Source organism: Shouchella phoenicis (assembly GCF_047238345.1).
Taxonomy (GTDB): domain Bacteria; phylum Bacillota; class Bacilli; order Bacillales; family Bacillaceae_D; genus Shouchella.
In genome coordinates this window covers 1,548,580-1,565,116 of record NZ_JBDFMQ010000001.1, presented here as the reverse complement: position 1 = coordinate 1,565,116, position 16,537 = coordinate 1,548,580, and the positions used below count along the sequence as shown (strand labels likewise).

At 41.3% G+C, this 16,537-nt stretch carries 16 protein-coding genes; 6 read left to right on the top strand and 10 right to left on the bottom strand.

Translation table 11 applies throughout. The features are described from left to right. Positions 1-72: 72 nt before the first annotated feature. A complete protein-coding gene (locus tag ABC361_RS08570; RefSeq protein ID WP_413073591.1) occupies positions 73-615 on the bottom strand; it encodes a helix-turn-helix domain-containing protein in 543 nt (180 codons plus the stop codon). Between the two features lie 158 nt (positions 616-773). Between ABC361_RS08570 and ABC361_RS08565 the strand changes: the two genes are divergently transcribed. Then, positions 774-2,096 carry an MFS transporter gene (locus ABC361_RS08565; protein WP_413073590.1) on the top strand — a complete coding sequence of 441 codons (1,323 nt, stop codon included), beginning with the start codon at positions 774-776 and terminating at the stop codon, positions 2,094-2,096. Between the two features lie 18 nt (positions 2,097-2,114). Further along, complete coding sequence (locus ABC361_RS08560) at positions 2,115-3,104, top strand: ornithine cyclodeaminase family protein (RefSeq protein WP_413073589.1); 990 nt, start codon at positions 2,115-2,117, stop codon at positions 3,102-3,104. Between the two features lie 175 nt (positions 3,105-3,279). Here ABC361_RS08560 and ABC361_RS08555 read toward each other — a convergent pair whose 3' ends face one another. Genes ABC361_RS08555 through ABC361_RS08540 form a run of 4 tightly spaced genes read right to left on the bottom strand, consistent with a single transcriptional unit; the run spans position 3,280 to position 6,714 of the window. Further along, positions 3,280-3,933: an ABC transporter permease gene (locus tag ABC361_RS08555; protein WP_413073588.1), complete on the bottom strand. Its 654-nt coding sequence runs from the start codon at positions 3,931-3,933 to the stop codon at positions 3,280-3,282. After that, positions 3,933-4,859: an osmoprotectant ABC transporter substrate-binding protein gene (locus ABC361_RS08550; RefSeq protein WP_413073587.1), complete on the bottom strand. Its 927-nt coding sequence runs from the start codon at positions 4,857-4,859 to the stop codon at positions 3,933-3,935. The genes ABC361_RS08555 and ABC361_RS08550 overlap by 1 nt, the downstream gene beginning before the upstream one ends. Before the next feature lie 14 nt (positions 4,860-4,873). Continuing rightward, the gene (locus ABC361_RS08545) at positions 4,874-5,524 is read right to left on the bottom strand and encodes an ABC transporter permease (protein WP_413075742.1); all 651 of its coding nucleotides are present in this window, start codon (positions 5,522-5,524) and stop codon (positions 4,874-4,876) included. A 20-nt stretch (positions 5,525-5,544) separates the two neighbouring features. Then, the gene (locus ABC361_RS08540; protein ID WP_413073586.1) at positions 5,545-6,714 is read right to left on the bottom strand and encodes a betaine/proline/choline family ABC transporter ATP-binding protein; all 1,170 of its coding nucleotides are present in this window, start codon (positions 6,712-6,714) and stop codon (positions 5,545-5,547) included. Positions 6,715-6,964: 250 nt separating this feature from the next. Between ABC361_RS08540 and ABC361_RS08535 the strand changes: the two genes are divergently transcribed. The 4 genes from ABC361_RS08535 to ABC361_RS08520 are packed head-to-tail and all read left to right on the top strand — an operon-like array spanning position 6,965 to position 9,865. After that, positions 6,965-7,549, top strand: a complete 585-nt coding sequence (locus ABC361_RS08535; protein WP_413073585.1) for a GbsR/MarR family transcriptional regulator — start codon at positions 6,965-6,967, stop codon at positions 7,547-7,549. Next, positions 7,539-8,423 (top strand): beta-keto acid cleavage family enzyme, encoded by an 885-nt coding sequence (locus tag ABC361_RS08530; protein WP_413073584.1) that lies wholly within the window; start codon positions 7,539-7,541, stop codon positions 8,421-8,423. The genes ABC361_RS08535 and ABC361_RS08530 overlap by 11 nt, the downstream gene beginning before the upstream one ends. 16 nt (positions 8,424-8,439) lie before the next feature. Continuing rightward, positions 8,440-9,411, top strand: coding sequence for a 3-hydroxyacyl-CoA dehydrogenase NAD-binding domain-containing protein (locus tag ABC361_RS08525; RefSeq protein ID WP_413073583.1), 972 nt, complete (start codon positions 8,440-8,442; stop codon positions 9,409-9,411). Further along, positions 9,395-9,865 carry a thioesterase family protein gene (locus tag ABC361_RS08520; protein WP_413073582.1) on the top strand — a complete coding sequence of 157 codons (471 nt, stop codon included), beginning with the start codon at positions 9,395-9,397 and terminating at the stop codon, positions 9,863-9,865. The genes ABC361_RS08525 and ABC361_RS08520 overlap by 17 nt, the downstream gene beginning before the upstream one ends. 81 nt (positions 9,866-9,946) lie before the next feature. Here ABC361_RS08520 and lhgO read toward each other — a convergent pair whose 3' ends face one another. The 5 genes from lhgO to ABC361_RS08495 are packed head-to-tail and all read right to left on the bottom strand — an operon-like array spanning position 9,947 to position 16,527. Continuing rightward, positions 9,947-11,143, bottom strand: a complete 1,197-nt coding sequence (gene lhgO / locus ABC361_RS08515; RefSeq protein WP_413073581.1) for an L-2-hydroxyglutarate oxidase — start codon at positions 11,141-11,143, stop codon at positions 9,947-9,949. Continuing rightward, entirely contained in the window at positions 11,136-12,413 is a 1,278-nt protein-coding gene (locus ABC361_RS08510; RefSeq protein WP_413073580.1) for a (Fe-S)-binding protein, read from the bottom strand. The genes lhgO and ABC361_RS08510 overlap by 8 nt, the downstream gene beginning before the upstream one ends. Beyond that, on the bottom strand, positions 12,406-13,824 hold the full coding sequence (locus ABC361_RS08505; RefSeq protein ID WP_413073579.1) for an FAD-binding oxidoreductase: 1,419 nt from the start codon (positions 13,822-13,824) through the stop codon (positions 12,406-12,408). The genes ABC361_RS08510 and ABC361_RS08505 overlap by 8 nt, the downstream gene beginning before the upstream one ends. A 14-nt stretch (positions 13,825-13,838) precedes the next feature. Continuing rightward, positions 13,839-14,546, bottom strand: a complete 708-nt coding sequence (locus tag ABC361_RS08500) for a FadR/GntR family transcriptional regulator (RefSeq protein WP_413073578.1) — start codon at positions 14,544-14,546, stop codon at positions 13,839-13,841. A gap of 19 nt (positions 14,547-14,565) precedes the next feature. Then, positions 14,566-16,527: a TRAP transporter permease gene (locus tag ABC361_RS08495; protein ID WP_413073577.1), complete on the bottom strand. Its 1,962-nt coding sequence runs from the start codon at positions 16,525-16,527 to the stop codon at positions 14,566-14,568. Between the last annotated feature and the right edge of the window lie 10 nt (positions 16,528-16,537).

Here is a 16,537-nt window from a genome sequence, read left to right as displayed (position 1 = left end):
ATCCTTCCAAATACCTATTCAATGAAAATCTATTTATTAAATGGCTCATTTAAGATAAACTCAAAAAAAGCTCTATTTAAGAGCTTTCTTCGCTACAACTTGCAACAATTTAACGGTTTCTTCTGAGTAATTAATCCAGTTATGCGCTTCTGTTGATTCGAAATGGAAACTGTCTCCTTCTTGGAGCTCATACATCGTATCTTTATAGACAAAGGTTAAGGTTCCTTTTAGCACATAGATAAATTCTTGTCCTTCATGTATAAAAGGCGTAATCCTTTCTTTTGTCGGCATTAGCGTAACGATTCTTGGTTCAAAAATTGGATCCGCCATTGCCCCTAATAACGATTGATAATGAAAAAAGTCCGTAGAGTCTTTAACAATGTTTTGCTTTTTAATAGGTCGATCGTCATGTGCATCATTTGAAAAAAATTGACTAGTACTTATATCGAACGCATCCGAAATTTTATTCAGCGACTCTAACGTCATAGATGATTTCCCACGTTCAATCTGCGACAAAAAACTAATAGAGAGACCTGTTTTTTCAGCTAATTGTTTCAACGTAAACGTTTTTTGTTTTCGTATTCTTTTAATTTCTAACCCAATCGACTGCCGCATGATTCCACTCCAAAAAATAAGTTTTCAAAAAATATTGTACTTTCATTCACTCATATGTATAATAACATCATAAAAATGAAAACGCTCGCTTCAACTCTTTTTTTTGCGACAAAATTGAAGTGACACTGTAATTTCTGATTATTCAGGAGGTAGAGAAGATGAGTTCATCACAAACAGCCTTAGATTCGAATCAACACAAACCAGCGGTGTCCAAGAAAGATGCCCGTAAAGCTCTTATCGCTAGTTTGATCGGTAGTTCAATTGAATGGTTTGATTATTTTCTTTATGGGACCGTTGCCGCAATCGTATTAAATCAGCTATTCTTCCCATCATCAGATCCTGTTGTAGGTGTTATGCTGGCATACATTACGTTTGCCTTACCTTTTTTTATTCGCCCTCTAGGTGGCGTTATCTTTAGTCATATTGGCGATAAAATTGGCCGAAAGCAAACCCTTGTCATTACGCTTTCACTTATGGGTGGGGCAACCGTCCTAATTGGTTTACTTCCAACTTATGAGATGATCGGCGTTTGGGCGCCTATCTTACTGATCACATTACGGTGTATCCAAGGTCTTGGAATTGGCGGCGAATGGGGTGGTGCGCTTCTCTTAGCTGTGGAGTACTCCCCAAAGAAAAAGAGAGGCTTTTTTGGAAGCGTCCCGCAAATGGGTGTCACCATTGGGATGTTAATGGGGACAATCGCTATCTCCATTATGAGCTTATTACCGGATAAACAGTTTATGGCGTGGGGTTGGCGTGTGCCATTTGTATTCAGTGCCGTTCTTGTCTTTTTAGGCTTATGGATTCGAAAGTCATTAGATGAAACGCCATCATTTAAAGAAGCAAAAGAGTCCGGAAATATTGCCAATGTTCCTCTTTTTGATACATTTCGGTATCACTGGCGATCTGTGCTCATTGCGGTCGGCGCAAAAGTCGTGGAAACAGGACCATTCTATATCTTCTCTACCTTTGTGATTGCCTACACGACTACTTATCTAGCGTTTGACCGTTTAACTGCTTTAAACGCTGTAACATTCGGAACCCTTGCAGCAACCTTGATGATTCCGTTAATGGGTTCACTGTCTGATAAGATTGGCCGTAAACCTGTCTTCATTTTTGGCGCCGTTGGCATGATGGCCTTTGCTTTTCCTTATTTTTACCTTTTATCTCTTGGTTCAACGCTCTGGTTAATTGTTGCGACGGTGGTGGCTCTTGCCTTATTTTGGGCACCTGTTACAGCAGTTCTTGGAACAATGTTCTCTGAAATTTTCAGCGCAAACGTCCGTTATACTGGTGTCACAGTTGGTTACCAAATTGGAGCAGCGGTTGCAGGTGGAACAGCACCACTTCTCGCCACTTATTTGCTGAACACCTTTTATAATTCTTCACTCCCAATTTCCATTTACATCGTTCTAGCAGGCGTTATTTCCATTATTGCCGTTGCAGTGACGAAAGAAACGAGAAATCGTGAACTCGATTAGAAAGGGGCTACACTTATTATGCTTATACTTACAAAATCAATGATTGAATCAATCTATACAATGGAAGACTGCCTTGAAGATGTTACAGATGCTTTTTTAGCAAACCGTAATCATACAACCCCTGTTCGAACGGCACTTGATCATCCAGCAACAAATGGCACAAGTCTTTATATGCCCGCCTATAGTGAACATTTAGGGTATAGCGCGATTAAAATGGTAAGTGTTTTTCCTGATAACCCACAACAAGGCAGACCGGCTTTGCGCGGAACCATCCTTTTAACGGATACAACTACTGGTGAGCACGTCGCTTTAATGGACGCTTCTTATTTAACGATTTTACGGACTGGAGCAAGTAGTGGTGTTGCCACACGAGTTTTAGCAAAAAAAACCGCTACGACGTTAAGCATCATTGGAACTGGCGCACAAGCTGTTGGGCAAATTCAAGCTGTGCTTGCTGTACGCCCGATTACGACCATTTCCTTATATAATCGAACCGAAGAAAAAGCACGCTCCTTTGCAGAACAATTACCAGCCCATATTCCGCATTGGCGAGGTGACATTGAGGTTGTAAAGTCTGCTAAAGAAGCTGTTCAAGCAGCAGACATTCTTGTGTGTTCAACGAAATCGACTACACCTGTTTTCAATGGAGACGATCTTTTACCTGGAACACATATTAATGGCATTGGCTCTTTTCAAGCGTCGATGCAAGAAGTAGATGTCACAACGTTAAAACGGAGCCAAAAAGTCATTGTCGACACGCTAGAAGGGGCAAATCATGAAGCCGGTGACCTCCTTATTCCTTCAAAAAAAGGGGAATGGTCATTTGATCATATCTATAGTGAGATTGCGTCAATACTTGCAAATGAAAAACGAGGTCGCGTAACAGATGAGGAGATTACCTTTTATAAATCCGTTGGCGTTGCCTATCTTGATACAGCTGTTGCGGTTGCAGTCTTCCAGAAAGCTGTTCAAGCTGGATTAGGAGAAACGATTGATTTACATCAATAATCGTATAGATTAAAAAGAGGTTATGACAACACTCAAGGTTCTTTTTAAAACACGAACACTGATAACCTGTTATAAGAGAACAAAGAAAAGACGATTAATCCACTGAATTAGTCGTCTTTTCAACAAGTTCATATTGTTTTGTCCAATCGCTTTCTTAGCGCTATTTTGGCCGTGATTATGTTGACGATCGATTAGATGGATTTAAGCGTCGTTCAATTGTCCCTAGAACGAGATCAGCGACGATAGCCATAACCGCTGTTGGAATTGCACCTGCCAGAATAATGGCCGTCCCGTCGGTTGCATTCGTACCTCGGACGATAATTGCCCCGAGTCCACCTGCTCCAACAAATGTTCCAACTGCGACAATACCAATGCCTATGACAAGAGCTGTTCGTATTCCTGCCATAATCACACTTATTGCAAGCGGAAATTCCACCTTACTTAACAATTGAAGTTTCGTCATACCTGAAGCATAGGCAGCTTCTATGACGCTTTTATCCACCCCTCTTATTCCTACATATGTGTTTTGAATAATCGGTAAGAGTGAATAAAAGAACACCGTTGTGATGACAGTCGTTGTTCCTAGACCCATCACAACCATCGTAATCGCCATAAAGCCTAGTACCGGAATCGTTTGAATCACGCTCCCTGCTGATAGTACCCATCCACTTATTCGACCATATTTAGCGATTAAGATTCCTACTGGAATGGCAATAATCGCAGCAAACAACACCCCATAAGCAGCCATTAGGAAATGACGGTAAAACTCTTCCCAAATGTAAAAACCATTTTGAGAAACGTACGTAACCATCTGATCAAAAAATCCCATTACGCACCCTCCTCCTCTTCTACTTGCTTATCTTCAAAGTAATGGTTCTCCTCAAGTAAATCCTGTGCAATTGTAGCAGGACTAACTAATTCTACATCAGCTAAATAATTCATTTGTTGCATGTCTTCTGTCGTTACAATATCACCAAGTTTTGCTAGAATTGTTTCCAACTCTGGATGTTCCTCGATGACTTCATTTCGAATAACCGGCGAAGCGTCATATGGTGGAAAAAAATCATCTTCAAGGACGACTAAATCATAAGCCGCAATTCGACCATCCGATGAATAGGCAAGCACAGCGTCCATATTTCCTGAAGCTGCTGCATCATAGACAAGTCCAACAGACATAGGATAAATATTTCCAAACTCAAAATGTGTTTCCGTAAATGCTTGGTAGCCGTCACCTTGTCGGTTTACCCACGAATTATCCACACCAAAATTCATGTCCGCTGCGAACGGTCTTAAATCTTCTACATGTTCAATGCCTTCTTCTTCAGCAAATTCCGCTGTAATTGAAATCGTATAGCTATTTTCAAATCCGTACGAATCTGCCCAAGTCTGATTAAATTGTTCATCAAACTCCCGTTGCACAGTGTCCATCGCTTCTTCTGGATCCGTAATCTCTGGCATATTTAGCGCACCGGCAATATCCGTTCCCGTATAGCGCGTTGCCGTAATGTCCACTTCTTCTTGCATCATCGCCTGGTGTTGCACAATAGACGAACCTAAATTGGTAATCAGCTCTGTTTCTAAGTCTGTATAATGTTCAATCATTTGCGAGACCACATGGCCCCAAATTTCTGACTCAACTGTATTAATTGTTCCAATGCGAATGGTATTTTCAGAAGGTCCACTTAACCCTGGTAGCGAACAGCCTGAAAAGACGAGCAATGAGGCAAGGAACAAAGAGATTCTATGTTTCTTCATCTTGCTTACTCCTCTCAAGCAGCTTCTTTTTCTCGATAAGCTTTTGGTGTCAATTTTTTCTCTAGCGCGGATAGTCCCCAGCTTGCAAGTAACGCTAAGATAGTTGCTGGAAGCGTTCCTAAAATAATTAATTCTGGTTGATATAAATTTAAACCATCAAAGATGAGATCACCTAGACCACCGCCACCAATAAATGCTGCTAATGTTGCCCAACCAATTAAGTAAACCGTTGCAAACCGGATTCCTGACATGATAACAGGAAGAGCGATTGGTAGTTCAATTTTTTGGATGAGCTCTCGGTTATTCATGCCCATCCCTTTACCTGCTTCAACTAGTTTTGAATCGACTTCTTTAACGCCTGTGTACGTATTTCGTAATATAGGAAGAACAGAGTAAATAAACAAAGCAACAATTGCTGGTGCCGTTCCTACTCCTAAAAAAGGCATAAGGAATGCTAAGATCGCGAGACTTGGAACCGTCTGTAGAATTCCAACAAAAGAAATAATTCGATCCGCAAATTTTGGGATACGCGTCAGGAATATTCCCGCCGGGACGGCAACAATGATGCCTAATAGAATCGCAAAAAACGATATATAAATATGTTCACCTGTTTTCTCTAGTAATTCCCAACCATACGAGGACAGCGTTGATGTAATCGCATCGATCATCGTCTCATCTGCCTCCTTTAATGTACTGACTCTACTGCTTCAATTTCATTAACTTCTAGACCATTTCCTTCACCCCAGATGGTGTCATATACCATATCTGCGAGCGTTGCACGTGTTACGATTCCAACTAGTACCTCTTCTTCCGTTATGACAGGTACATACTTGCTCCCACGGCGAAGCATTCTTCGCATCGTGTCACGTAATAAACTTTCTTTTTTAACAGAATAAACCTCGCGTTCCATCGCTTCATAAATGTAGGTTTTCTTTTTGAAACTTGCATCAATCATCTCAATATCTACGAATCCTTTTAAACGGTACGCATCATCAACAACAAGAACCGAATCCACTCGGGCTTCTCGCATCTTTTGAATCGCATCTTTAATGGTCGTTTGCTCCGTTACTGTAATGGGATTAGCATTCATAATCTGCTCCACTTTTGTCACATCAGGTCGACTTTGTAGCAATCGATCTTTGCCAATAAAGTCTTCAACGAACTCATTTGCAGGATTTCGTAAAATATCGTCCGGGGTACCCACTTGTACAATTTCTCCTTGATTCATAATGACAATTTTGTCTGCAAGCTTAATTGCTTCATCCATGTCGTGGGTAACAAATACAATTGTTTTGTTCATTTCTTTTTGTAACTTCTTAAATTCTTCTTGCAGGGTGTCTCGTGTAATTGGATCAAGGGCACCGAACGGCTCGTCCATTAAAATTAATGGAGGGTCAACGGCTAACGCTCGCAACACACCAATTCGTTGCTGCTGTCCACCACTTAACTCATGCGGATAACGATGTAAAAAACTCTCTGGTAGATCAACAATTTTAATGAGCTCTTTGGCTCGATCGTCACGGCGTTTTTTATCCCATTTAAGTAAAGAGCCGACGAGCGAAATGTTTTCGCCTACTGTCATATGGGGAATTAATCCTATTTGCTGAATTACATAGCCGATGGAGCGTCGTAATTTAACAGGATCTTGATTTAAAACATTCTCCCCATTTACAAAAATTTGTCCTTCTGACGGCTCTTGAAGCCGGTTGACCATTTTCATAGTAGTTGTTTTCCCACAACCACTTGGTCCTATAAAAACAACAAACTCGCCTTTTTCAATGTTTAGATTCATATTTGACACTGCTGGCTTGCCGTTTTCGCTATACTTTTTTACAACGTTTTTAAATTCTAACAAGTCACATACCTCCAAATGTTTCCGCTCTCTTACGCACCCTTAAATTATAGACAAAGCATGATTTAAAAAGAAAATCGCAAAATCATGTGTATTAACGTAAACTTCATGCAATATAAATTGCACAAAGTTTACATAGCGATTTAACTTAAAATTTCGCTCGTTTTCTCCATAATGCTCACCTATTTGTTTTTTTGTCTTTCGCTAAAACTATGGTAAGGTTAGTTCTGATTTGATTGTAGGAGGTTAGGCTGTGACGAAATCAAAAGAAACTCTTCTCGATGACCTACAGGCGTGCGAAGATCTTATCGCTGATCGCGTTGCCAATAATATGGAAACCTTTGGCGTATCATCTACCGTTGGTCGTTTGCTAGGCATTATCTATATGAATCGACAAGCAATGACACTTGATGACCTTGCCGATAAAACGGGTATGAGCAAAACTAGAATGAGCCAAGTTATGCGACAGATGATTTCATTAAATATTGCTGAAAAAGAGTTTGTAAAAGGAAGTAGAAAAGAACACTACAATGTAGAAAGTGATTATGTACAAACCTTTATTTCTCTTTTTACGACGAGTTGGAAGGAAGTCATTACCCGTAATATGGCACTTGAACGTCGCTTGCGCGATAAATTAAAAGACATCGAAGAAGATATGGGTCATGACCCCTCAGCCGACATTCTTAAGAAGCATCAAATGATGACAAAAGAGCTAGATGACTGGACTGCTTATTATAACTGGATTGATCGACTCGTTGATTGTTTTGAATCAGGCGATATTTTTCAATTAGTTCCCGTCCACCCAAAAGACAAGGAGGAACAAAACCATGACATCTAAACGTATTCTTACCGCAGCTTTAACAGGAGCAGGTGATACAACCAAAAAAAGCCCTCATGTTCCCATTACGCCAAAGGACATTGCCTATTCAGCGATTGAATCAGCAAAAGCTGGAGCTGCCATTGCGCATATTCATGTACGCGATCCACAAACAGGAAAATTAAGTCATGATGTGGAGCTTTTTCGTGAAACAGTTGAACGGATTCGTGAAGCAGAAACGGACATAATCATTAACCTTACTGCCGGCGGTGGCGGTGATTTTGTTCCGAATGTAGAAGACCCGACACGTGGTGGACCAGGTACAGACATTCAAACACCTATCCAAAGACACGAGCCAATTGGTGAACTCCTTCCCGAAATTTGTACATTAGATTGTGGAAGCCTTAATTTCGGTGATCACGTTTATCTTGGACCAGCATCATGGCTGCGTGAACACGCAACACTCATTAAAGAAAGCGGTGTAAAGCCTGAACTAGAAGTGTTTGACACAGGCCATATTCGGCTTGCTAATCAACTAATTGCTGAAGGTTTAATTGCGGAGAACCCAATGTACCAATTTTGTTTAGGTATTCCATGGGGAGCAGACGCAGATCGAGAAACGATCGAGTATATGCGCGGGCGAATTGTGGATGGCGCCACGTGGTCCGCATTTGGAATTGGACGTTTACAGCTTCCCATCCTAATCGAAGCTGCTAAATTAGGCGGAAACGTACGTGTTGGTTTAGAAGATAACCTCTATCTTGATAAAGGCGTTCTTGGAACAAATGAACAGCTTGTCGATAAGGCTGTGAATTTACTCCAAAAAGAACAACTGGAACCAGCAACGCCAGAGGAAGCTCGTGAACTCTTAAACTTAAAAAAACCTGTACGCTAAAAGGAGGTTTATTAACATGGAACAAAAAACGATGGCTGTAGTTGGGACAGGCGTAATCGGCAACGGTTGGATTGCTCGTTTTCTTGCAAACGGACACCGAGTCATTGCTTACGACCCTGCCCCTCAAGCAGAAGAAAAAACACGTACAATGTTAACCGAAATTTGGCCAACTTTAGCCCAATACGGACTCCATCCCCAAGCATCATTAAACAATCTCTCATTTGCTGATCAGCTTTCCGATGCAGTCGCATCAGCTGATTTAATTCAAGAAAATGTTCCAGAAAGAGAAGATTTAAAAAAAGACGTAATTGCTTCCATTGATTCTTTTGCAAAACCAGAAGCCATTATCGCCTCATCTACATCCGGCTATATGCCTTCTGTTTTGCAACAAGGTTGTTCCCATCATCCAGAGCGTGTCATTGTTGCACACCCGTTTAATCCCGTTTATCTCATTCCTTTAGTTGAGATTGCAGGTGGAAAACAAACATCTTCGCAAACATTGGAAAAGGCGAACCAGCTTTATGACCAATTAAATATGAAGCCTCTAGTGATGTCTGGAGAAATTGATGGGCACATTGGGGATCGTTTAATGGAAGCACTATGGCGAGAAGCGTTGCACATTGTGAATGATGGCGTAGCGACAACTGAAGAAGTTGATAAAGCCATTGTTTATGGTCCCGGCTTACGTTGGGCGCTTATGGGTCCTTTCCTTACCTTACACCTTGCTGGTGGAAATGACGGAATGAAACACATGTTAGAGCAATTTGGACCAGCTCTAAAACTCCCATGGACACGACTTATTGCCCCTGAATTAACAGACGAATTAAAAAACAAAGTCATTGATGGTACGTCGTTACAGTGTGGCGACATTAGCATCAGTGATATGGAACACCGACGAGACCGCTTTTTGATGAAGCTCATGCAGATACTTGAAGAAGAAGGCTTTTGGCCCTCAGAAAAGGTGCTAGCTTATGAAAGACAGTCATAATCTCTGGAAAGGTCAAGTACTTCCTGAATGGGTTGATTACAACGGCCATATGAATGACGCAGAATACGCTCGTGTATTTAGTTTAGCCCTCGAAGAACTTATGGCCGTCATTGGCCTCGATGAATCAGGTCGTGAGAAGCATCAGTACACGATCTTCACTCTTGAAAATCATATTAAGTATTTGGCTGAAGCTCATCAAGAAGAGGCATTACACGCCTCCGTCCTTATTCTAGACCGGGATTCCAAAAGGATACATGTGTGGGTGGAGTTAAAAAATTGCGATCATCACGTACTTGCCACAAGTGAACAAATGATTATGGGAATGAACCAACCTTCTCATTCTCCAGCTCCTTTTCCTCAAGAAGTTGAAGAAAAGATTGCACAAATCTCTCATGCCAAAAAAAGTGAATGGCCCAAAGCAGCAAATACCGTAATCGGCATTCGAAGAAAATGATTAAGAAGATGCACCCCGAGCGCGCTACAGCGTTCGAGATGCATCTTTTCTATGTTACGATCGAAATCACCCTAGCCTCTTTTACACGTTCGTAAAGTGATCCGTTCTTTTTGCAATTTCTTTTCCAATTTCGAGCGCGGCTGTTGCAGCAGGGGATGGAGCGTTGCATACATGTAAACTACGCCTTCCTGTAACAATGTGAAAATCGTCAACAAGTTCGCCATTAACAGTTAAACCTTGCGCGCGGACACCACTAGGACCTGGAATTAAATCCTCTTCTTGAACCTCTGGAATTAGTTTTTGTAAATTTTTCACAAATAACGTTTTATTATAAGAGCGTCTCATCTCTGTAACACCCTCCTTCATAAACTTCCTTGCAATTCTCCAAAAACCACCATAACTTAAAGTCTCACTCAAGTCCTTCACGCTTATATCCGTTTTTTTATACCCTTCACGTTTGAAAGAAAGAACGGCATTAGGCCCTGCATCAACTTCTCCGTCAATCATTCGCGTAAAATGAACGCCAAGAAAAGGAAAATTTGGATCCGGTACAGGATAAATTAAATGCTTCACGAGGTAGCGTTTCTCAGGCTTTAATTTGTAATATTCACCTCGGAACGGGATGATTTTCATGTCTAAGTGGTATCCAGCCAGCTTAGCAATTCGATCGCTCTGCAAACCAGCGCAGTTGATCAGGTATCTACTTTTATACGTTTTGTAATTTGTTACAACCACAATATCATCCTTATGCTCTTGAATGGTTTGAACTTTTTCAGCTAACGCGATTTGGCCACCCTTTTTTTGGATGAGAGAGGCGAGCTTTTCCGAAACTTGTTTATAATTAACGATACCAGCTGTTGGCACTTGTACTGCTGCAACACCATTCACATGAGGTTCAATGATGAGTAACTCTTCCTTAGTCAACCATTTAACATTAAGGCCATTTTCAAGACCCCGATTATAAAGCTTATGTAATTGTTCGCGTTCATTGTCATCCGTTGCAACGATGACTTTTCCACAAATGTCTAAATCAAGTGAATGTTCCAAGCAGAAAGTACGCATCGATTCACTTCCAGCCTTCGCAAATCGAGCCTTAAAACTACCAGGCTTATAATAAATACCGGAGTGAATAACGCCACTATTGTTTCCAGTTTGATGCTTTGCCACTTCCTTCTCTTTCTCAATTAGCTGAATGGTGGCGTTTGGTTCTTTTTGTTGAATCGCATATGCAACAGATAAACCAACGATACCTCCGCCGATTACGATGTAATCAAACACTCGCAGTCTCCTCCTCTACTGATAGAGCCAATACCTCTACAAGATGCTTTACTTCGATTTGCTTTGACAATTTCGCTCGCTTCACACCAAGCTTCATTTGCAAATGGCATCCAGGATTGGTTGTAATAATGATGTCAGGCTTTACATTTGTGACATGAGGCATTTTCATATCTAAAATGTCCGTTGCTTCTTTGTAATGCAACAAATTATAAATCCCTGCTGATCCGCAGCACATTTCTTGTTTCGGTACTTCTTTATAGGTTAAGCCTGGAATTGATTGAATAAGCGTTAATGGGGCCGTTCTATTTTTCTGAACATGGGTCATATGACATGAAGGTTGGTACACTGCAGTTTGATCTATTGCACGAGTTGATTTGAAGCCACATTTTACTAACAATAATGAAACATCCACATGTTTTATTGAAAAAGCTTCTCCTCGTTTACGCCATGTTTCGTCCTCTCGAAATAGTTCATCATATTCCATTAACATTGCGCCACAGCCACCGATACTTGAAACGATAAAATCAAATTCTCCCTTTTCAAAAGCAAGAATATTTTGTTTTGCCAGTTCTTTGGCCGTATGTAAATCACCTGCATGATGCTGTAACGCACCACAACAACCTTGACCACTTATGACTTCTACTCTACACCCTACCTTTTCAAGCAACATGATAGCTTGATCGTTGATCTCAGCAAACATCGTGTCCATTAAACAGCCTGTAAAATACGCAACTTTGTACATGGGGTTATTGGTTTTCTGCATAATCTTGTTGTTTCTCTGCGCTTTTTTTACTTTCGGCAAAATCATTTCAAATTCTGCTAAACTTTCAGGAAGAAACATTGACAGTAAACGACTTTTCTGCATCATATTTTGCAGGCCACTCTTTTGATAGAAGCGCAAACCAAAACCAGCTGTTCGTAACACTGAATGAGAGGGAAGAACCGCACGAAAAATTAAGGTTTCCACTGTTTTTTTTGCGACCGATTGCTGCTGTTCTTCGGCTAACACTTCTTTCGCTGAGTCTAAAATTCGCCCATACTTTACGTTTGTCGGGCATGCGGATTCACATGCACGACAGCCTAAGCAAAGCTCAATCGGTTCTTTTAATGCACGAGCTTCGATCTTTCCCTCAGCAGCCATTTTCACGAGATTAATACGTCCCCGTGGGGAGTGTGTTTCTTTTCCCATCGTTTGATAAGTTGGACATGCCGGCAAACAATATCCGCATTGAACGCAGTCAAATGTTTCTTCATAAGCCCACTTAGCCATTTGTCAGCACCAACTTTTGGCCCTTATCTGGAAAAATTTTACCTGGATTTAAAATGTTATTTGGATCCCAAGCTTGCTTTACCCGCTTCATTAAATCTAATCCCATTTCCCCCACTTCCATCTCCATAAAAGGTGCTTTCATCGTACCAATTCCATGTTCCCCTGATAATGTTCCACCAAGCGAAATGGCTGCTTTAAAAATAGCTGCTACTGCTTGTTCTACCCTTTCCATCTCTTCACGATCTCGGACATCAGCAATAATGTTTGGATGGAGATTCCCGTCTCCTGCATGGCCGAAGACGACTAGATCAACTTGATACAAATCCTTAATTTCTTTTAACGCTGCAAACATATCCGGAATTTTACTCCTCGGCACTGTGGCATCTTCTGAAATTTTCGTTGGCTTAACGCGTACGATTGCTGGAGAGACCATCTTTCTTGCCCTCCAAAACTCAGCTGCCATCTCCTCGGTTTCAGCAATTTTCACTTCCCGCGCATGCATCGTTTGGCACCAACGTTCCACTTCTAAAATCTCTTCTTCAATAGCAACAGGGTGCCCGTCTAACTCTATTAATAGGAGTGCATCCACATCAAGTGGTAGACCGATTGGTTCATAGGCTTCTACCGCTTGGATGGAGGCCTGGTCCATTAGCTCCATTTTTGCAGGGATAATACCACTTTTTAAAAGAGCGGAAATCGCTTTACCTGAATCAACAATTTCATCAAACAACGCAAGTAGCGTTTTGGTTGCCTTCGGTCTAGGTACTAATTTCAACGTCGCCTCTGTAATGACAGCTAAAGTCCCTTCCGACCCAACAATTAGTTTCGTCAGGTCATAGCCAGTCACATTTTTCACTGTTTTTCCACCAGTACGAACAACCTCTCCTTCTGGTGTGACAATTTCTAACCCCAATACGTAATCTTTTGTGACGCCATATTTTAATCCTCTCGGTCCGCCTGCATTTTCAGCTAAATTGCCTCCAATTGTAGATACGTGAGCACTGCTCGGATCTGGAGGATACATATATCCATATTGTTCAGCCTCTTCGTCAATTTTTGATGTCAGCACACCTGGAGACACAATTGCAATCATATCGTCGGAATTAATGGTCAGCTTGTTGTTCCATTGTGAACAATCAAGAACGAGGCCCCTTTTAACGGGAATAGGCCCCCCGCTTAAACTCGTCCCTTGTCCACGAGGGTAAACAGGGACAAGGTATTTGTTTGCCAGTTTCATCACTGTAACAACCTCGTCAGTAGAGCAAGCTTGAACAACAACATCTGGCGTGCAGGCACCAAATGAAGCATCAAACCCATAGCTGACACAATCTTCAGGCGATGTAAGAATTCGTTCTGAATTAATTGTTTGTTGAAGTTCTTCTAACAACGTCCTTTCTTTGTTTGGTCGCATCGTTTCTCTCCTTTTCATAGAACCTTGGGATCTCCTAATTTTTTGCGAACATTTGTTAAATGAGTATTCATCGCTTCCCTTGCAGCTTCTATATCTCTCGCCACAACGGCCTCATAAATGGCTTGATGTTCTTCATACACGTTACGTCTTTTTTCAACTTTACCGATGTTTAGGCGTAAGGAAAAGTCAATGGCGTCTTTTAACAATTCTTTTGTGTTCTCTAATGTGGCCGTCAAAAAAGGGTTTTTCGCTGCATTTACGAGAACAAAATGAAAATGAGAATCTGCTTCACTTCCTATAACTTGATCAGATGCAACGGTCTCCGAAAAAGCAATTAACGCTTGTTCTAAAGCAAAAAAATCATCTTCATCTGCGCGGAGGGCTGCTAGTGCAGCTGCTTCTGTCTCAATAATATGTCTCATTTCTAACAGTCCGTGTACTTCTTCAACAGAGACCGTACCAAGCTTTACGTGCTCCATCATAGAAATAAGCTGAACGTTTTTTACCCAACGTCCTCCACCTTGCTTTGACTCAATGACATCCATTGCCGTAAGTACGGTTAACGCCTCTCTTATAGGTGCACGGCTCACTTGAAACATGTCAACCAGTTCCATTTCTGAAGGGAGTTTTGCCCCACTTACGTATGGTTCTTGACCAATCATTTCCTTTAAATGATCTAAAACTTGGAGAGAAACTTTCTTTCTTTCGATTAAACCGGCCATTTACACAACCACCTTTCATTTATATTGGAGGAGCGATATTCGCCTGTTCCTTCTTCGCACGAACTGAATGCCAAATGGTCGCAAAAAGGAGAAGGAGGAAACCAATAGCATCGCTAGTTAGACCAGGAGCAATTAAAAACAACGAACCAACAAAGTAAAGAATGCGTTCAGGGATAAGCAAGTGAATGGAAAGAAAGCCGCTTAAAGCAACAGCAATTGCAAAAACCCCAATAATAGATGTGACAAGTGTGACAGCAACAGACATGATCGTAAGTGAATGATCTGCTGTTTCTTGTAAGACCATGACGGGATTATATGCAATCATAAATGGAATAATAAAACCTGGTAATGCTAGCTTGACTGAAGTCCAAGATGTTTTCATTGCATCGGCGCCTGCAATTCCTGCAGCTGTAAATGATGCAAGCGCAACTGGCGGCGTAATATTTGATAAAGCACCAAACCAAAAAACAAAGAAATGAGCAGCAATTGGATTAACGCCTATTTCAACTAGAGCCGGTGCAGCCGTAACGGCTACTACAATATAAAGTGCTGTTGAAGGCAAACCCATGCTAAGCACAATACACGTTGCCATCACAAGAACGAGAGCAATCCACAATACCCCATCTGCAGCATTTAACACGTTATAAGCAATAGCTGACCCAAGACCAGTCATTGTGACAACAGCAATGATTATTCCGATGGAAGCACACGCAAGCCCAACTTGTATGGAACTTTTTGCTCCATTAATAAAGGCAACTTTAACCTTTTTAAATGTAACACGTGTTTCTTTACTTTTTGTTAGCCAGCTTGCAATGATAACGACAATGATGCCAGCAAAACCGGCCAACAAAGGTGTATAGCCCGCAAGTAACGTTCCAATTACGACAAGAATTGGCACTAAAAGCAACCCACGTTCTTTTAAAACCTCCCATACTTGTGGAATGGATTCTTTACTCATTCCTTTTAACCCTTGCTTCTTTGCCTCTAAATCTATGGCAAACACAAGTGCTATAAAATACAAAAAGGTTGGAATTAAAGCAGCAAAAACAATCGTTGAATAGGGGACGCCTAAAAAGCCAGCCATAATAAAAGCAGCCGCACCCATTATTGGTGGCATCATCATTCCACCAGTTGAAGCTGTTGCCTCTACTGCAGCAGCGTAATTCTTTTTTAAGCCTACTTGTTTCATAAGTGGAATCGTAAATGCGCCTGTAGTCGCAACGTTTGCTACTGCACTTCCATTTAAGGAACCTGTAAGTGCACTTGAAAGAACAGCTACTTGAGCAGGTCCACCACGCCTTTGACCTGCAACCGCTATCGCTAAATCGTTAAATAGTTTGGAAGCGCCACTAACACTTAAGAAGGCTCCAAATAAAATGAAAATGACAATGTAAGTAGACGCGATTGAAAGGGTCATCCCAAAAACACCTTCTGTCGTCATATAGACACGATATAACAATCGTTCAATCGAAAAACCTGCGTGACCGAACATCCCAGGAAAATATGGACCAAATACCGCGTAAACCATCGCTAATGCAGCGAGAATAGGGATGAAAATTCCAAGTGAGCGCCTAGTAGCTTCAAGTAATAAAAGAATGGTTAAAGTCGCAAAGACATAGTCCAACGGAACAGCTTGAGACATCCTATCCACATGAATCGTTGTATAAAAGATCAGTAAATACCCTGTTCCGACCACTCCAAACAATGCGAGTATGAGATCAAAAGTTGAAAAACGGTATGCTGGAAGGTTTTTACGAGCTGGATAGAGTAAAAATGCTAGAATCAGTAACATTGTGAGGAACAGGATATTCCGATAAATCTCTTGAATATTCATAAAACTATTAACGTAGATTGAAAATGCTGATAGTAAAACGGCTACAAAAGCCACTACACGGTATTGCCAGCCACTTAATGCGCGACCGATTGCAACATCATTCACTCCCTCATCCACTTTTTGCGTCTGTTTCAGTTTGTCTTCCATATGTACCCAT